The sequence below is a fragment of the Planktothrix pseudagardhii genome (assembly GCF_904830925.1).
In the GTDB taxonomy this organism is placed as follows: Bacteria; Cyanobacteriota; Cyanobacteriia; order Cyanobacteriales; family Microcoleaceae; genus Planktothrix; species Planktothrix tepida.
Window position 1 is genome coordinate 3977062 of the sequence record NZ_LR882967.1, and the last position, 18274, is coordinate 3995335.

Sequence of the window (18274 nt, forward strand, 5' to 3'; positions counted from 1 at the left end):
TCACCATGTATTGAGAATAGAAATAAATAAACAAATCAAATAAAAAAAGCCATGTCTGAAGCCGATCTCCCCACTCCTGACTCGTTTGATCAGCCTCCTGAAGCGCCTTTATCCGAACCTTTGCCCCCGTCGGAAGAGTCCGTTAGTCCTGCTGCAACCCTTGATGAGGAGTGGGAGACGGTGAACTTTCCTAACACGATTCCCCTGGAGGAATTGTTAACTGAGTTTATCAACCAGTTAGAACAATCGGCAGAAACTGAGGCGAGGGATGAGGATTCAGCCGTTCCCGATGGGATTTTCCTAGAGGGTTCCGAGGGAAACGAAATGGCAACCGCGTCCTTAATGTCGGTGGAAGGGGAAACGGAAGATAATCCCGTGCGGGTGGTGCAAATTTTACATCAGTGTAACCAAGATTTAATTAATCGGGTGGCGGAATTAGAAGCAGAATTAGATGAAAATCGGCAGAATCGACAGAATCAAGACACAGAATTATTGCAACGTACCCAAGAATTAGGGGCAACACAAGATCAAGTTAAACGACTGTTTAAAAAGTTAGAAATTGCCAATCAAGTTATCCGACAACAACAGGTTTTAGTTGAAACCTTAACCCAACAATGGGAATCTACCCAAACTCGATTAGCACAAATGGAACGGGATTGTGCTTTAACGCAACAACGATATAATGAGCAGTTTCATGAGTTAGTTCAAGCCCAAAATATGGGTCGAGAATTGCGATCACGACTCCATCGTCAACAACGCCAAGCCCTACAATTTAAAGTAGCATTAGAACGATGTTTAGAAAATCAAGCTCAATTTGAAACCGGAAAACAAACCTTAGAATCAATTCCGGTGATTACAGAAGAACCTCACCTATTTTATTCTGCTGGTTTATTAACACCTAAAGCTCCCCCAGTACAACCTTGGTCAGCCTCTAACAATAACCCCATACATCCGATGAAAGATTCGGTTAATTCATCGACTGATTCAGGGAATATAGGTGCTCAAACATCCTTAGAATTCGAGATGACGCTTCCAGTGGTTCAAGCTTTATCGGAAGGGTTAGAATCTCTATCTTCTGAGGAAACACCATTGTCTAACCCTGAACCGTTTAAACCCCCTGTAGAATTAACCGTTTCCAACGATGAAATTCCTGTTGAAGAATCTCCCCAACCTCGATTTTTAGAAGGGGAATTAGAACGAATTCGTTTAGAATATGCTTCGTTTATTTCAGAAGATGCGGATTTATTTGTCTTGCAAACGCCATCGGAAACTATGCCGATGCAACAACAATTTGCTAGATCAACGGGGGAACAATCCTTCAATTTAGAGGTAAAAAAATCTCAATCTACCAGTGCAGTAGCAGTTCAACAACGGGAATCGGAGGAAAGTAAAACTGCTAATTGGCCAGCCCCATTAATTTATCCCCAACGACGTAAAAAATTAGAGTCTTTAGCCTCAATTCACTTACCAACTTTTCCCAAAGAAAATCCCTTCTTAACGGAAGACTTTTAAGGCTCAGTTTAAAATTCTATTCTAAAACGGGTCATCTCTTCACCCGTTCACTGTTCAACACAGAGCCGATTTTTTCGATTTAAACCTTTTTCCTGAGTCTATTACTTTCCCAATCACCGTTGTAGGGGTGGCGTACAGTCATCCCTATTCATTTTTGGGGTAAGTATCCAAGAGTCAGGAAGTAGATTTGTCCCCAAAAGATTAATAACAATTTATACTGTTTTGATTAACAAGGATATCAAAATCTACCTAAAGATAGATGTCTGTTCTGGATTATAGCTTTACCAGGTAAAATTAAACACAAGTTAGTTAAAACCCCATTAATTTAAAATTCTCCTAATAAAATATGAATTGTTTACAAGCTAGACAACGCTTTTTTCAAGAAATTCAACAACCGGAGGAACAAATTGATTTAGCAAAAGCGGCTCTTTATATTGCTCAAGAAGAATATCCAGAAATTGAACCTGAAGAATATATCAATGCTTTAGATACAATGGCCTCGGAAATTTTAGAACGATTACCCCAGGAACGCTATCCTCTACGGGTGATTCAAACCATCAATCACTATCTCTATGAAGATTTAGGATTTAGGGGCAACCAAAATAACTATTACGATGCCAAAAATAGCTATTTTAATGAAGTCATCAATCGACGAACAGGAATTCCAATAACCCTTTCCCTCATTTATTTAGAGTTGTGTAAACGCATTGATTTTCCGATGGTAGGGATTGGAATGCCAGGGCATTTTTTAATCCGTCCTGAGTTTGAGGATGCCAAAATTTATGTAGATGCGTTTAACCAAGGAGAAATTTTATTTCCAGAAGATTGTACAACCCGATTAACACAAATTTATCAACAACCTATCGAAATGCAACCCGAATTTTTAGCGGCAGTTAATCCCCGCCAATTTTTAGGTCGAATGTTGATGAATTTGAAAGTTATTTATTTGAATGAAGGCAAAATTGAACAAGCTTTAGGAGTGATTGAACGGATTTTATTGCTCTTTCCAGATTCAGTCAATGAAAAACGCGATCGCGGTATTCTCTACTACCATCAGGAGCAATGGAGAGAAGCACAGCAAGATTTGGAGAATTATTTAGAAATTCTACCAATGGCTCAGGATGCTGCTATAATCCGGCAGATACTGGATCAAATGAGCCAGAATATGTAACAGTTTGGGAAGTCCCCTTCTAAGGGAACCTTAATAGAGGCCAAACAGACCTATAGAAGGGGACAACAAAATAACTGTGTTACTAAATTTTACTTGTGAGGAAGGAACAAATGAACTTAACATCAGGACGTTGGTTTCAAAAAGTTCGTAATCCCTATCAATTTTTTACTCAGGGTCTATCTAAATATATATCCCTTGCATTAGCAATGATTTTGGGATTAACAATTAGTTTAGGAATATTTGCTCAACCTGCACCTGCTATTGATGAGTTAAGATTGATGTATGGGCCAGCCAATATTTCTTTATCAATTGTCGATTTACAAACCTTTGCTCAAACTGGGGATCAGTCTAATCAACTACGTTCTTTGATTACTTTAGCTAAACTGACTCCAGATCAGGTTCAACAATTCCGTCAAGCTCTCAATTACTCTGTTCAAATTCCGACTAATGTTGTTAATGATCTGCTGGACTCCACCTATGGCAGATTAGTAGTAGGAGCTTTTAATCAATTTGTGGCTTCAGGAAGTACCGTTGACGTTGCCGTTGATAAGGTGATTGCTGCATTACGCAATGTAACCCGTGATGGTCAACTCTCAATGTTAGAATTACTTCTCAGCTACCAGGGAGTTAATGCGATTACGATTAATGTTCAAGATTTGATCAACCTCTATAATGATGTTTCTAATTTAGGAGAAGAAGCGATCGCTTTCTTGAAAGCTCAACCCGCAGTTCAACAACGCCTTTGTCAATAAGTCAGTGGGCAGAAAAATCAACAAGTATGTAACGAAAAGTTAACGGTTGGGAGTCGAGTTAAATTTTAGATGTTGCCTACTATTTCTGGATCTCCACTATTCCCATCATGCCTAAATCCTCATGATCGAGCACATGACAGTGGTAAACCGTTTTACCGAGATAATCCAGAAATGGAATCCGAATACGGACGGTTTCGTTAGCTCGCACCCGCAGGGTATCTTCCCATGCTCGATAGGCATCAGGTTGACCGTTGCGACTCACCACTTGAAAGGGATTGGTGTGTAGGTGGAAGGAATGTTCCATCCCGTCTGGGTCAACATTGACTAACTCCCAATCTTCAACTGTTCCCAGCTTGACCTCTGCATCCACCCGATTCATGTCAAATACTTGGCCATTAAACAAAAATGCCATTTGCATTCCCATTCCACGACCCATACCCATCGACATCGACATTTCAATCCGACGAGTTGTAATGGGTTGTGGTAATGATTGAACAGGCAAGAGTGTCTGGGGCAGTGGCAAGGTCGTTGGGTTCGCACCCTGATAGGTCACAGTGGCGATGACTTGCGGAGCTTGAGTTGAACCTCTTGAATTACCGTGATACATCCCCCCCATCATTCCACCTCCGATCATTCCACTCCCCATCATTCCCATCCCTCCGCGATCGTAGGGTAGGCTGAGTAACCGATATTCTCCTGGTGAACGGTTTCCTTGGATTAAAACCTCTGCTCGTTCTCCGGGAGAAAGCAGTAGCTCTGGTAGCTCCACAGGTTCAACGATCGCGCCTCCATCAGTCGCAATCAGGAAAAAGGGATGATTTTCCAGTTGTAATCGATAGAAGCGAGAGGTTGAAGCATTCACAATCCGTAGCCGGGACAGTCCGCCTGCTACCAGAGAGAAGTTGGGATTCACCTGCCCATTCACTGTTAGAATGTTTCCCTCTCGCCCCTGCATCAGATCCATGTGTCCCGGAGTGGAAATTTGCCCATTGGCATCGACCGCAAAGTCTTTGATAAACAGAAACTCTTCTTTTGCTGCCTCGATTTCAGGAATTTTATCCAATTCACCTCGCACCACAAAAATACCACCTAACCCACCAAATACCTGTTCCGCTACAAATTCATGTAAATGGGGATGATAGTAAAAAGTCCCAGCCGGGTGATTTTGAGGCAACGTAAATTCGTAAGTCAGCGTTTCGTTGGGAGGGACGCTGAGAAAGATATTATCTGCATTCTCCGTTGGCGGAATGTGCAAGCCATGATAATGCAGGTTGGTTGGCTCAGAGAGTTTATTGGTGAAGCGAATTCGCACCCTATCTCCAGGCTTGGCTTCTAATCGGGGGCCGGGAATACTACCGTTATAAGTCATCAGGTGTGCCTGCTGTCTTCCCAGATTAATCAAGCTGGAGCGGGCTTCTAAGGCAACCTCTAACAATCCGTTGTTGCTAGTAGTGGAGGAGATTGCTGTTGTTTGCTTGATGGGTAGTAGTAACGCAGGACTTGTTTGACAATGAGTCAATAAAACTGATCCAGTCACACCACCGCTTAACATCAAAAATTTTCGCCGATTGATCAGATTCATAACTTTCCCTACGATCACTTAATAAAAGAGCGATCAAAATTTTTACTAACGTTGTTTTGTCTCCATGCTAAGACGAAAAAATGAAACCCGGATGAAATATTACCCTACCACTACTCAATTTTTAATTCGTTCAGCCACTTGCTTTAAACGTCTTAATTGAGCTTCCATATCTGATTTTGTAACAGCAGCCGCGAAACGATTAAACCCGAATTCAATCAGAGGATTAGGGATTTCAAATTCAAATCGATTTAATAAGCAAGTTCCGGCAAGTTCCGGGACACATTCCCAGCGATCGCAGCCTTGAAAATACCCTTCAAATCCCCAAACAATTAACCCCGGTTCCCGTTCTAAAACCACCGTTTTTAATGTGGGTTGAAACAAAGGAAGTTTAATCACAAATCGACAACGACCCCCTACATTTGTATCCCAGACCTCAAGGGGTTCACAACGTAACATAGGGTTCAACCATTGGTGCATGAGTTCCAAATCGGTAAAACATCGTTCTACAACCGTTGCACTGGCCCGAATTAAAATTGATTGTTCAAAAACTTGACGAGATGGCATGATAACCTTCAAGCTATAGGCAGATTTTTTTCATGTTAAACGTGAAAAAGCCACGCTATTAACGAGGGAATGAGTGGAAAACCCCTAATAACGTTCAAAAATTCCCCTGTTTTCCGCTATTATAACCAGACTTTAAGATGCACCCTCGTTAAAACAGGAGAGCCAGGACTTTGCGAAGAACGGTTCATGTTCCTGTGAGACCAAAAACCTCCACTTTAGGAATTGACAACCGTTCAACTCTACAGAAAGGCTGGGAGAATGACAACCTTGCCGACGTTTGGACATCCAATAAGTAACTGGAACTATTATGAATGGAACATTTTACCAAATAGCACCGTTGGGAACGGAATTATATTCCTTATCCCCGCTTTATTTGGCTCAGGACAATCCCCTAGCGGTTCCCTTAGACTTAAATAACCTAAAGTTAGGTCAAACTTCCGTAGTGGATATTGCTTTAGCTTGTGGGATTTTATTGGTTGGCTACCTCATCGCCTTATTTGCTCAATCTTTAGTGAAAAGCCTGTTTAAAAAAACAGACTTAGATAACCGAATTGCCGCTTGGGTTTCGGGTTCAACGGCACCAGAAGATAAACTTCCGGTAGAAGATTGGTTGGGGAGTGCCATATTCTGGATTATTTTTATCTTTGCAATTGTTGCGTTTTTAGATAAGCTTCAGCTTACCGCAGCATCGACACCCTTAACCAGTTTACTGAACCAAGTTACAAACTATTTACCCCGAATGTTTGGGGCGGCAATTTTAATTGCTATTGCTTGGATTTTAGCAACGATTGCCCGAACTTTATTAATTCGAGTCTTCCGAGCCTTTCGCCTTGATGAACGCTTAAATCAACAAGTGAATGATGCCACTACGGATCAATTTTCCCTGAGTGAAACCTTGGGAAATGCTCTGTATTGGTTCATCATTCTGTTATTTTTGCCTGCCATTCTGAGTACGCTTCAGTTACAAGGATTATTAGAGCCCGTTCAACAAATGCTCTATCAAATCCTTTCGATTCTCCCTAATATTGTTGCGGCTTTAGTCATTGCAGGTGCGGGTTGGTTAGTGGCTCAAGTCGTGAGTCGAATTGTCACCAATCTTTTGGCGGCGGTTGGGATTGATCAATTTGGCAGTCGTTTAGGTTTAAATCGGCTTACAGGGAATCAAAGATTATCATCTCTTATTGGATTGATTGTCTACATTTTAATTCTGATTCCTACGGCAATTTCTGCCTTACAAACCCTGAAAGTCGAGGCGATTTCTGGGCCAGCCATTTTAATGTTGACGGAAATCTTTAACGCCTTACCCCAAATCTTTTTAGCAATTTCAGTTTTAATTTTTGCTTATTTGATTGGGCGTTTTGTAGCGGATTTAGTCACTAATATTCTAACCAGTATTGGGTTTGATAATATCTTTCGCTGGTTAGGGATTCATTCTCCCCAAACTCCTGTAGTTGAGGAACGTATTATTACGGAAGAAACCATTCCAACGGAACCCACCGTTTCTCCGGTTTCTACCCGCTTACCCCAAAACACACCGTCTGAATTAGCCGGAATTATTGTGTTAGTGGGGATTATGTTGTTTGCGGCCGTCACCGCAACGGATATTTTAGGGTTAGCCGCCTTAACTTTAATTCTCAATCAAATTATCGTGATTGCGGGTAAAGTTTTGATTGGTATTATTGTATTTGCCATTGGTTTGTATTTTGCCAATTTAGCTCATGATTTAATCGAGAGTTCGGGAACTCGTCAATCTAGTCTTTTAGCCCAAGCGGCTCGAATTGCGATTATTATCTTTGTCGGTGCAATGGCGTTACAACAAATGGGAATTGCCAGCGATATTGTCAATTTAGCCTTTGGTTTGTTGTTAGGGGCTGTTGCGGTAGCAATTGCGATCGCTTTTGGTTTAGGAGGACGAGATGTTGCGGGGGAACAACTTCGCAATTTCCTCTCTAAATTCCGCAATGAATAGTTAATTCTGTTTTCTGTTCTCCTAGGTTGGGACGGGTTTTTAACTGGGTTCTGGGGTTAACAGAAATTCCGAAAGCACCCGCCCCTAAACCTTAAAGCGGATTGATTTTTTAGCCCGGAATCGGGAACGTAAGTTCAAGGGGGTTTAGGTTAAGATTTTGATCCCGAATTCAGGTTAACCGAGTTGTAGTTGATTAGCGAATTGCTCTAAGACTAACAATTCAGGAAAGCACCATGTCTAATAAAGATAATATCGCGGATCAAATTACCTGCAACAGTATTAAACTGCATGGCCCCTTACAGGGGAAAAAGATAGAAGTTAAAGTGGATGTTAAATCCGTTAAAGAGGAACAGAAACCAAAACCTGAGAAAAATTCCGATTGGGAAACTCTAGGATTTTTATTTCTGCTCCTCTTTTTCTTAGTAGCAATGGTAGGAAATTCCGTCGGGTTAGGTTCCTCTTCCAGTCCAGTCTCACAGCCGAGTTCTGCTCTTGATCGCGTTCAATATGCTCGGTTTTAAATACTGGGAGCTAACCAACCGCGAATAAAATAATAGAAGGTTAAGAAATATTCATCTAAAACCCGTGTTGTTAATAATAAGGCTTCTGCACTGGGCGCGAAATCTGCCCCAGTAATATGACGAACATATTTTTTCTGATGAATAAAGGTATAAAAATTGGTGGGGGCGGGAATAACTTTAAACCCAACTCTGGCAAAGGTTAAACTCGCCCGACGCATTTCTAAGGCAGAGGTTACGAGAATAATCGTTCGACCTAAACGATGTTTTTGCATAATTTGATAAATTTCAACAGCATTATTATAAGTGGTTCCTCCATGAGATTCGAGTAGAATTCGTTCTGCGGGAATTCCCATATAAATTAAAAGTTGTTTAATATCATTAGCTTCAATGATCGGATTAATTAACTCCTGACGAGGCCCTGCACTGACAATAATAAACGGCCCTCGATCTTGTCGAAAAAGTTGGGCTGCGTAGGGAATGCGATCGCCTGTATCTGTTAATTGAATTTGCTTGCGATAGGGTAATTTGGGTTCTGTGGTTCCCCGTCCTAATAAAACAATAGCCCCCGCCCGTTCTCCACAACATAAATCGGTTTGTACGGTTTTTAAGGCAACTTTTTCCACTTGTTGAGCCAGCCAATTCGCAAAGACGGGGGTACTGGCTACAATTAAAATTAATAAAGCGACTAAAATTAAGGTTGGCCCTGGTTTATCGATTTTACCATTTTTAATAAAAATAGAGGCAATTAATAAAAGTAAAATTGATAATCCCAAGGGACGAAAAAAAATTGATAAAATTCCTAATACCACTAACCCGACTTGACTATCGGGTGAAATCAAGGCAGAAACAATTAAGACTAAAACCAGGATGAATAACAACCGACTAATTAAGCTATTATCCTTACCTCCCAAAATTTGCCAGACTTTAAATGCAATGGCTCCTACCAGTAACAGAAATAAAAGTTGAGTCAGGATAATAAACATAGCATTAGAGGAATTTTTATAATAATACCGCTTAACTTGAATCAATCCTTAACAGTGGTACAGACGTGCCAATAGTCTGACAGCATAAATAGGCACGTCTCTACTAATCTACTAAATCCAGCAAACCCTTTCCCAATTCGTAATTCGTAATTCCCAATTCGTAATTCCCAGTTAAGCTATTCCCTCTTCAAGTAACACTAGATTAGTCCTGTTTTAACCGACGGCGAATCGCCTCAACAACGGTTTCAATGACTTTCACACGAGCATAATATTTATTATTAGCAGCTACTAATGTCCAAGGCGCATGGGGTGTATGGGTGCGTTGAATCATTTGATTAGCGGCTACTTCATACAACGGCCATTTTTCGCGGTTTCGCCAATCTTCTTCCGTGAGTTTATGTAATTTATAAGGGTTGTCTTTCCGTTCCTGAAAACGTTTTAATTGTTCTTCTTGATCAATATGTAACCAGAATTTAACTAACACATAGCCCGCACTGGTTAACTGTTCTTCAAATTCATTAATTTCTTGATAAGCTCGTCGCCATTCTAACTCAGTCGCAAAGCCTTCGACTCGTTCTACTAATACTCGACCATACCAACTGCGGTCAAATACTCCTAATTTTCCCCCCGGAGGTAACCAACGCCAAAACCGCCATAAATAATGATGAGCTTTTTCTTCATCCGTCGGTGCAGCAAAGGTATTTACTTCATAACTACGGGGATCTAAAATATCGGTTAATCGTTTAATTGCTCCTCCTTTTCCTGCCGCATCCCAACCTTCAAATAAAGCTAAAACGGGGATTTGTTGTTGATGGAGAGTTTGTTGCAATTGACTTAAATTAACTTGTTGCTGACGTAACTGGATTTTGTAGTTTTCCGAAGATAAGGCGGCACTTAAATTAACCGCAGCCAGGGGGTTAGGTTCTGTGGGTTGTAAACGGTCTTGAGGCGTTGTAAAGGCAGGAGGTAATTGAATATACAAACGGTCTAAGGCTTCTTTTATGGAAGCCACCATTGTTGATAATACCTTTACCCTAGCCCAGCGTTTACAGTCTCCTTCGACTAATATCCAAGGGGCTGAACCTGTCCCAGTATGAATCACCATTTCTTCTGCTAGGGTGCTATAGGTATCATAATTTTTGGCTTGTTTCCAATCTTCAGGACGCACCCGCCAAGCTTCTAACTCATCTTCTGAAGCCGTTTTTAGACGTTTTTTCAGTTCTTTTTTACTCAAATGGATCCAAAATTTCGCCATCACCGCCCCATCATCGACAAGCTGACGTTCAAAGGCGTTAATTTGTCGCATGGCCATGGGCACATCCGGTGCTTCCAGTCGCCCAAACAAGCGATCTTCTAAAATATGGGTATACCAACTATGATAAAAAATGCCAATAGTGCCTTGAGGAGGTAATTTTTGCCAAAACCGCCACAGAAACGGATAACGGGATTCTTCAGGGGTCGGGGGCCAGATGGGATGAACCGTAAACCCCCTCGGGTCCATGTATCCCACCATTTTTTTCACGAGTCCACCTTTTCCCGCCGCTGCCCATCCTTCTAATACAATAATAATCGGTAATTTTTTATCTCGGCAGGTTTGTTGAAGCGATCGCAACTCCTTCATTAAAGCTTCTATCTGAGTTTTATAGCTTTCTTTATCCAGCGATAGCGTCAGGTCAAGGGTATCTAACATTGACTCTTTGATCCTCATGAAGTCCTGATTCAATATTCTAATTCTGATTAGGGCATGACTCAAAAACCTAAATAACTTTTTTAACTTTTGGTTTGAGAACATTCACCGGATTGGGATCAGTTATTGTATAATCAAAACTCACTCAACTACGGATTAGTAAACGTGGGAAATAATGCGTTTAACTTGCAATCGTCGATTTGTTTCGTTTAAAAAAGCCATTTCTCAACAGCAAGCTTGGATTTGTCTGGTAATTTTAGTTCCTTTTATCTTACTTTCTGTTCGATTTAATGTTCACGAAGATTTATTACTGGATCAAATTTTAATTCAAGTTCCCCATCAAATCTTTCCCCAGAGTTGGGATGCTATTTTTCGGTTTTTTTATTTATTAACAGGGGTCAAAGGAACAGCCGTTATTATTGCTTTAACTTTAGGGTTACTCGTTTGGAAACGGTATTGGATTGAAGCCAAAGTTTTAGCGTTTTCCACCTTGGGTATTTTAATTGTAGTCGATGATATCCTGAAACCGCTAATTTCTCGCAGTCGTCCCCCAGATCGATTAGTTGAATCTGTCGGAAGAAGCTTTCCCAGTGGTCACGCGACGGGGAATGTTTTGTTTTATTTTTTTATGGCTTATCTCCTCGCAGAACGTTATCCCAAATTAACGCCCTATATCTATGGATTTGCTACCCTCTGGGTACTGATTATTGGCTTTAGTAGTGTTTATTTAAGATGTCATTGGCCGAGTGATATTCTCGCCGGGTATGGTTTAGGCTATATTAGTTTAACCCTGAGCTTGGCGTGGTTAAAAATAGCGCGTGAAAATCATAAAATCAGGAAATAGTCAACCATCAACCCATGTTATTGAATCAATCTTTTAAAACGATCTGGAAATCCTGGGAAAATTATCCGAAATTTCTTTGGGGAATAACTATTCTAGGATTATTATTGCTCAGTGTGATCGCCTTTTTAAGTCATTTAGGCGATATTGGGTTAATTGATAAAACCGAACCCATGTTTGTTGAAGCCGCCCGACAAATGCACCTCACAGGCGATTGGATTACTCCCTATTGGAATGGGGAAACTCGTTTTGATAAACCGCCCTTAATTTATTGGTTAATGGTGATCGCTTTTCAAGCTGTAGGGGTGAATGAATGGGGCGCACGATTACCGTCAGCTATAACCGCAATTTTATCGACTTTTTTTGTATTTTATACCCTGCGTTACTTTGGAAACCCAGCCTCTTTACTAGGGGAAATTAAACCTTCTACCCTGCGTCAACAGTGGATTGGAGCCTGGTGGGGAATGGCAATGATGGTGTTAAATCCGGCTTGGATTGCTTGGGGACGCACGGGGGTTTCCGATATGCTTTTAGCCAGTTGTTTAACGATTTCATTATTAGCATTTTTCTTAGGTTATGCTCAACCCCAAACTCGCCAACAAAAAGCTTGGTATTTTACATTTTATACCTTTTCTGCTTTAGCCGTTTTAGCCAAGGGGCCGATTGGAATTGTATTTCCGATTCTAATTATTGGTGCATTTTTAATTTATACCCAACAATGGCAAAGGGTGATCTGGGAAATGCAGTTATTACCCGGAATTTTAATTTTTATCATCATAGCAGTTCCCTGGTTTATTTTAGTCACCCTTGCCAATGGTCAAGCTTATTTAGACACATTTTTTGGACATCATAATTTAGAACGATTTACCAGTGTGGTTAGTAATCATCCTGGCCCTTGGTTTTATTATTTCCCCGTAATTTTAGTAGCGTTATTACCTTGGTCTGTCTATTTACCGATAGCAATTTATCAAGTCAAATTTTGGCAACTTCCAGAGTGGCGTTCTCAAGATCGTTCTCAACAGTTAGGTGTATTTGCTTTATTGTGGTTTGTGATTATTTTCGCTTTTTTTAGTGTATCTGCAACCAAACTACCCAGTTATGTTTTACCCTGTATTCCCGCCGGAGTGATTTTAATCAGTTTATGGGGAAATCAGCAGAATAATATTGAGTCAAACAAAACTAAAATATCTCTGCCTTTTTTAATCACAGGCAGTATTAATATTCTGATATTATTAATATTAGCAATTGCCAGTTTTTTAAGTCCGAAACTGGTGGGAGAAGATACTCCTAATTTTCCTCAATTATTACAAACCAGTCATTTACCCATAATATCAGGAATAATCTGGTTAATCGCTAGTGGAATCACCCTTTATTGCCTTTTGCAACCTCGATGGAGACGGGCAGTTTGGATCGGAAATGTTTTAGGATTTTTAGCATTTATGAGTTTAGTTGCCTTACCAGTGGGTCAATTATTAGATACTCAAAGACACTTACCTCTGCGACAATTATCCCTACGAGTTCAACAAGTTCATCAACCCAATGAACCCCTGATTACCATTGGTGTTTTTAAACCCAGTTTGGTATTTTATACCCAACGCCGGATCTATTTCATGACCTACAATATTAAACAACGATTATTAGAATTATTTCCTTTAAATCGTCCCATTGATACCATTTTAATGATTACAAAACCTAAAGAAATCGCCAAATTAGGATTAAATTCTTCAGAATATCAAGTTTTAGAAAATCAAGGCGGTTATCAATTAATTAGAATTAAGCGAGATGTGCTATTAAAATAATAGAGGTGGAGAAACCCCACCTCAAATAGTTCAGCCAGAATTTGGTGTTAAAGATTACATTCACCTTTTGTACAACAACTGGGATAAGTAGACTGATAAGGAGTTGAACGTTTACCAAATAATAGATATCGATGATCCCGAACTTGTTCATAAAGGCGATCGCCAATCCATTTTAACCCAGGTAAGGCTCGATAAGTTGCGACAAAAATTCCTCCTGCGGGTAAAAGTCTGCCAATTTCTTCCGCCGCATCACTTCCTTGCCAACGGTGGTTAGGTTGATTCCCATCAATTAAAATCATACCTAAGTTACACTCGCCGGGAGTAATGGCAAAATGGCTTAACCCTTGCTCATCCTGCATAGGAATATAGGTAAACTGGTGTCCTTGATCTAAAATTTCTAACAGTTGCACCAGGGTTACACATAAGTTGCAATTCCCGTCATAGATTACATGATATGTCATTAAATTAGCCCAGAGTCACAATCCGATAGTGTTACCATGCTCTTATAGGATAAAACATTTCTAACCATCCAGGGAATTAAGAAGTGATATTGATTCAAGGATCACCTCTATCTAAAGAAATAGGGGAATTCATCAGTATTTTTGTACCAGTACCGTATCAAGCCTAATCTGTACAACGCTTAAAGTTCCGTAATATCACTGTTTCCTACAGATATTTTTTTGAGTAAACTAATAAGTTTATCTCGAAAAATTTTTGTGAGGTAGGATCGTTTAAATCCTCATCTTAAAATCTTTTTTTTTCTGTATAAGCCAGTTTTCTTAGCTATAGATAGAGGGAAATACCGAAAGATTGAGGTTAAAATTGATAGCCATCTCAAAAACTGGAATTGTCAATATGAATCAGAATGGAAGCAATCACTCTTGGCAACTCAAAACTCATCTACAACAATCTTTTTTTGAGAAGAAAAAGACGGATTTTGAGCCTTTTTCCCGGTCAATGGGTTTAGACTTAATCAGTTTAGTGCTAAGTGTGCTGTTAGGTTTGTATTTGAACAGTTCGGTTTTGAATATTGTCTTACGAGATTTTTTCAAGATTCAAGTTGATATGGCGTTTTGTCTGGTTTTAGCGGGAATCAGTTTATGGCTATGGTATCAAAACTCTTCATTTGTTTTTCAGAAATTTACACTATTTTGGCTTAAATTTCAGGGCGTGTATCAACTCGCCTGTCAAATCCTCCAACAGTTTTTACCCAGAATATTTTTAATGGGGTTGTTCCTACGAGGATTAATCTTTTTAGGGTTCCATTACCCCCTCTACACTCGTGAACCTGAAGAGATGATCCAAAATCTGACCAATTGGGTTTTGTTTCTAATCTTTATTGGGTGGATCATCCATCATGTTAATTATATGTCCTACCGCCATTCTCAAGCTGAAGACTCAAACCCTCTGGAACTAAAACAGAACTTGCCACCGGGGGAAAATGACACCTCCCAACCCCAAGAAAAGCTTTACCAAGCTCTTTTATCTGCCCCCCATCCCCTGATGCTACACACCGAAGATGGCGAAGTCATTGAAATTAATCAGAGTTGGGCAGAAATTACAGGTTATACTGTGGCTCAATTACCCACCATTTCAGCCTGGAGCGAACGGTTAACGAACCCAGAACCTCTCCCCAGCACTAAAAATTTAGTCGGGGGATCTCGTTTACCTGAACTTCGCCGAGATTATCTGATTACGAATCATCAAGGCTATCTGAGAATTTGGGAATGGAGTGCCCTGACCTTGGGACAATTGACCGATGGTAGAGCATTACTTCTGAGTACAATCACAGATATTACAGAAGATCAACCAACCCAAACGCCTATTCAACAATCTCAACAATCTAATGAACAACTACAACTTTCTTTATTACAATGGACAGCCGAATTAACTCAGGCGAATGATGGGTTACAAGAAGAACTCCAGCGTCGTCAACAAATGACATCGGAACTTCATCAAGTGAGTGAACGCCTCAAACAATTACTTCGCAGTAGTCCGGCGGTGATTTTTAGTTGTCAACCTCAACCCCACTATCAAATTACATTTATTAGTGACAATGTATATACGCTTTTAGGATATGAGGTTGCTACCTTTTTAAAGGAAGAGAATATTTGGCACAACTATGTTCCAGAAGAAGAAAAATCTCAATGGCAGGATGCTTTTATTCAGGTATTAACAACTGGAACCCATATTCATGAAGCTCGTTTTTTACACGCTCAAGGTCATTGGTGTTGGTTACGATTAGAAATGCGACTGATTAAAGATGGGCGAGGAAATCCATTAGAAATTGTAGGTTATTTTGTTGATATTACCGATCGCAAAGAAGCTGAAATGCAACTTTTAACAACACAAAATCGGTTAAAAACAGTGATTGAAACCGTGGGCAGTGGAATTATGCTCAGTGATGAACAGGGGAATTTTTATCTGTTTAATCCTCAAATGACAGAAATTACCGGATATACCTTAGAAGAAGCTCAATCTCATTCCGATTTTCTGGCTTTATTATATCCAACGGCTGAAGGTTATCAGAAGGCGCAAGACCGATTAAAAAAGGTGGCTTCAACGGGTTCAATCTTTAATTTGGAAACGACAATTCAAGCTAAAAATGGGCAGTTAAAAACCTTACTATTATCAACGGTGATGATGCAAGATCAGCAACATCGCTTATTTTTATCGACGTTTCAAGATATTACACCGCTCAAACGAGCCGAAAAAGCATTGTGTCAATTGATTGTTCAAGAACATTTAATTTGGGAAATTACCCATCAAATTCGTCAATCCTTGAATTTAGATGATATTTTAAATGCAACGGTTAAAGAAGTGCAACAGTTACTCGAATGTGATCAGGTTTTAATTTATCGAATTTTCCCGGATCGGCGAGGTAAAATTATTGCCGAAACAGAACCCGATGAATCCTTAAAATTCTTGAGAAACCGACAATCTGAAACCCCTTTAATTCCTCTGGAATGCTATGAAAATTTTAATCAAGGTCGGATGCGAGTGATTAATGATATTAATCATGATCCGATTCATTCAGGAATGCTAAAAGTCTTAAAATATTGGGGAATTTGTTCGGCGATTATGGTTCCTTTATTTGAACAAAATCAACTTTGGGGACTCTTAATGATTTGTCAAAATCATGGGTTACGCCATTGGTTACAATGGGAAGCAACCTTACTGCGACAAATTTCCGAACAAGTTGGAATTGCCCTACAACAAAGTCAACTTTATCAACAAACTCAATATCAAGCTCGTCGTGCCCAAACGTTAAATCATGTGATTCAATTCATTCGTCAATCCTTGGATTTGGATACTATTTTTTCCACAGCCGTCGCTGAAATTGTCACCTTATTACGGGTGGATCGGGCTTGTATTTTACAACATCTTCCCCAAGAAGAACAATGGAAAGAGGTAGCTTCCTATAGTTATGATCGCAATACAACTCCTGCAATTCTTTCCCCCATTCAGCAACTTCATCACTCAGAAACTGAGGATTTGACTGTTCCAAATTCTCAAGAAATTCAACATTTAACCGGAATTTCTGGAACTTGGTTACCGATTCCTTTGCGGGTGGGTTCTCAAGTTTGGGGCTGTTTGGGGTTACTTAAACATCAACATTTAAGGGGCTGGAAAGAATCGGAAATCGAGTTAACTTGTGCCATTGCTGATCAATTAGCGATCGCGATTCAACAATCTGAACTTTATCAAGAATTACAAGTTGCTAACCAACAATTAAAACGCCAAGCCACCGTTGATGGTTTAACTCAAGTCGCAAACCGTCGTCGCTTTGATGAATATTTGGAACAGGAATGGCAACGCTTACAACGAGAACAAGGTTCTTTAGCTTTAATTATGTGTGATATTGACTATTTCAAACAATATAATGATTACTATGGACATCCCGCCGGAGATAGCTGTTTGAAACAAGTCGCTCAAGCGATTGAGAATACGTTACGACGGCCTGCGGATTTAGTCGCTCGTTATGGTGGAGAAGAATTTGCCATTATTTTACCCAATACCAATCAGGATGGAGCGATTCATGTCGCACAACATATTCAAGGGGCGGTTTTACAACTAGAAATACCCCACGACAAATCAACAGTAAGTCCGTGGTTAACCTTAAGTTTAGGGGTAGCTTGTACCCTTCCCTCTCCTTTAACGTCTTTGTCTGTGTTAATTGAGGCTGCTGATCAAGCCTTATACCAAGCTAAACAAAAAGGACGTGCCCGTTATTGTGTTCAACCCGTGTAGAATTTACTATTTTGGAGAAATATTGATTCCCAATGAGAATGCACGGTATAAAATTTTATGCCTAATAGGGGTATCGTTTTTTAAACAGGTGTGATAATATACGATTGTGATGAAATTTTGGGGACTGAGCGCTCTGTTGAACTGAAAGGGGGAGAGCGCTCTTCATTAATTCCAACAAATCAATAGCGGTAAATCACCTCAATTCCCTTAAAATTAACCACCACTAACCGGGGGAATTAAAACAACTTCATCTCCATTTTTTAGAGGTGTCTCAGCACTGGCAAATTCTAGGTTAATGCCAAATTGCGTTAGATTTCGCCATTTCTCTAGTTCAGGATGTTCCTGAATACAGTGGTCTAAAATTGCAGATACAGGCGTTTGAGGTGGAAGGTGTAACACTAATTCGGAAACACTGTAGGCTTCTTGAAAGGCTGCAAAGAGTTTAACCGTAACCGTAATTGACATATTGAGAATGAAGACTTAAAAAATATTATGATAACAAAAAAAGCAGCTGATCGCGGCTTGAAATGAAAAATCAAATTGTTATTTTTTCCACTAGAGAAAAGTTTTAAAAATTAGCTTAATCTTAACGTTAATTTGAACCCTTTTAAAGCAAATAAAAACCCTACCCCTTAGAATCAC

Annotated in this window: 14 protein-coding genes; 8 read left to right on the forward strand and 6 right to left on the reverse strand. The window is 39.9% G+C overall.

Features of this window, described 5'->3' with window-relative positions:
• The first annotated feature begins 51 nt into the window (after positions 1-51).
• The 3 genes from NMK36_RS16930 to NMK36_RS16940 all read left to right on the forward strand — a co-directional run bounded on the left by NMK36_RS16930 (position 52) and on the right by NMK36_RS16940 (position 3435).
• On the forward strand, positions 52-1512 hold the full coding sequence (locus tag NMK36_RS16930; protein ID WP_254174224.1) for a hypothetical protein: 1461 nt from the start codon (positions 52-54) through the stop codon (positions 1510-1512).
• Positions 1513-1858: 346 nt separating this feature from the next.
• Positions 1859-2683 (forward strand): SirB1 family protein, encoded by an 825-nt coding sequence (locus NMK36_RS16935; RefSeq protein ID WP_072719188.1) that lies wholly within the window; start codon positions 1859-1861, stop codon positions 2681-2683.
• A gap of 110 nt (positions 2684-2793) precedes the next feature.
• Positions 2794-3435: an alpha/beta hydrolase gene (locus NMK36_RS16940; protein WP_072719189.1), complete on the forward strand. Its 642-nt coding sequence runs from the start codon at positions 2794-2796 to the stop codon at positions 3433-3435.
• 79 nt (positions 3436-3514) lie between these two features.
• On the opposite strand, the gene NMK36_RS16945 is transcribed toward NMK36_RS16940, so the two are convergent.
• Together NMK36_RS16945 and NMK36_RS16950 are read right to left on the reverse strand one after the other, a co-directional pair.
• Complete coding sequence (locus tag NMK36_RS16945) at positions 3515-5017, reverse strand: multicopper oxidase family protein (RefSeq protein WP_254174225.1); 1503 nt, start codon at positions 5015-5017, stop codon at positions 3515-3517.
• Between the two features lie 114 nt (positions 5018-5131).
• Positions 5132-5581 (reverse strand): SRPBCC family protein, encoded by a 450-nt coding sequence (locus NMK36_RS16950; RefSeq protein ID WP_254174226.1) that lies wholly within the window; start codon positions 5579-5581, stop codon positions 5132-5134.
• Between the two features lie 307 nt (positions 5582-5888).
• Here NMK36_RS16950 and NMK36_RS16955 point away from each other — a divergent pair, with 307 nt between their 5' ends.
• Complete coding sequence (locus tag NMK36_RS16955) at positions 5889-7550, forward strand: mechanosensitive ion channel (RefSeq protein WP_254174227.1); 1662 nt, start codon at positions 5889-5891, stop codon at positions 7548-7550.
• Between the two features lie 233 nt (positions 7551-7783).
• Positions 7784-8071, forward strand: coding sequence for a hypothetical protein (locus NMK36_RS16960; RefSeq protein ID WP_254174228.1), 288 nt, complete (start codon positions 7784-7786; stop codon positions 8069-8071).
• On the opposite strand, the gene NMK36_RS16965 is transcribed toward NMK36_RS16960, so the two are convergent.
• Positions 8068-9054 (reverse strand): YdcF family protein, encoded by a 987-nt coding sequence (locus NMK36_RS16965; RefSeq protein WP_254174229.1) that lies wholly within the window; start codon positions 9052-9054, stop codon positions 8068-8070. The two genes, NMK36_RS16960 and NMK36_RS16965, sit on opposite strands and share 4 nt — an antisense overlap.
• A gap of 202 nt (positions 9055-9256) precedes the next feature.
• Positions 9257-10744: a polyphosphate:AMP phosphotransferase gene (gene pap / locus NMK36_RS16970; protein ID WP_072719482.1), complete on the reverse strand. Its 1488-nt coding sequence runs from the start codon at positions 10742-10744 to the stop codon at positions 9257-9259.
• Between the two features lie 172 nt (positions 10745-10916).
• Here pap and NMK36_RS16975 point away from each other — a divergent pair, with 172 nt between their 5' ends.
• The gene (locus tag NMK36_RS16975; RefSeq protein ID WP_072719483.1) at positions 10917-11585 is read left to right on the forward strand and encodes a phosphatase PAP2 family protein; all 669 of its coding nucleotides are present in this window, start codon (positions 10917-10919) and stop codon (positions 11583-11585) included.
• A gap of 14 nt (positions 11586-11599) precedes the next feature.
• Positions 11600-13381 carry an ArnT family glycosyltransferase gene (locus tag NMK36_RS16980; RefSeq protein WP_254174230.1) on the forward strand — a complete coding sequence of 594 codons (1782 nt, stop codon included), beginning with the start codon at positions 11600-11602 and terminating at the stop codon, positions 13379-13381.
• Positions 13382-13428: 47 nt separating this feature from the next.
• Here NMK36_RS16980 and NMK36_RS16985 read toward each other — a convergent pair whose 3' ends face one another.
• Positions 13429-13842, reverse strand: coding sequence for a thiol-disulfide oxidoreductase DCC family protein (locus tag NMK36_RS16985; protein ID WP_254174231.1), 414 nt, complete (start codon positions 13840-13842; stop codon positions 13429-13431).
• A 394-nt stretch (positions 13843-14236) separates the two neighbouring features.
• Between NMK36_RS16985 and NMK36_RS16990 the strand changes: the two genes are divergently transcribed.
• Positions 14237-17632, forward strand: coding sequence for a diguanylate cyclase domain-containing protein (locus NMK36_RS16990; RefSeq protein WP_254174232.1), 3396 nt, complete (start codon positions 14237-14239; stop codon positions 17630-17632).
• Positions 17633-17845: 213 nt separating this feature from the next.
• Here NMK36_RS16990 and NMK36_RS16995 read toward each other — a convergent pair whose 3' ends face one another.
• A complete protein-coding gene (locus tag NMK36_RS16995) occupies positions 17846-18097 on the reverse strand; it encodes a MoaD/ThiS family protein (RefSeq protein ID WP_072719487.1) in 252 nt (83 codons plus the stop codon).
• Positions 18098-18274 lie beyond the last annotated feature (177 nt).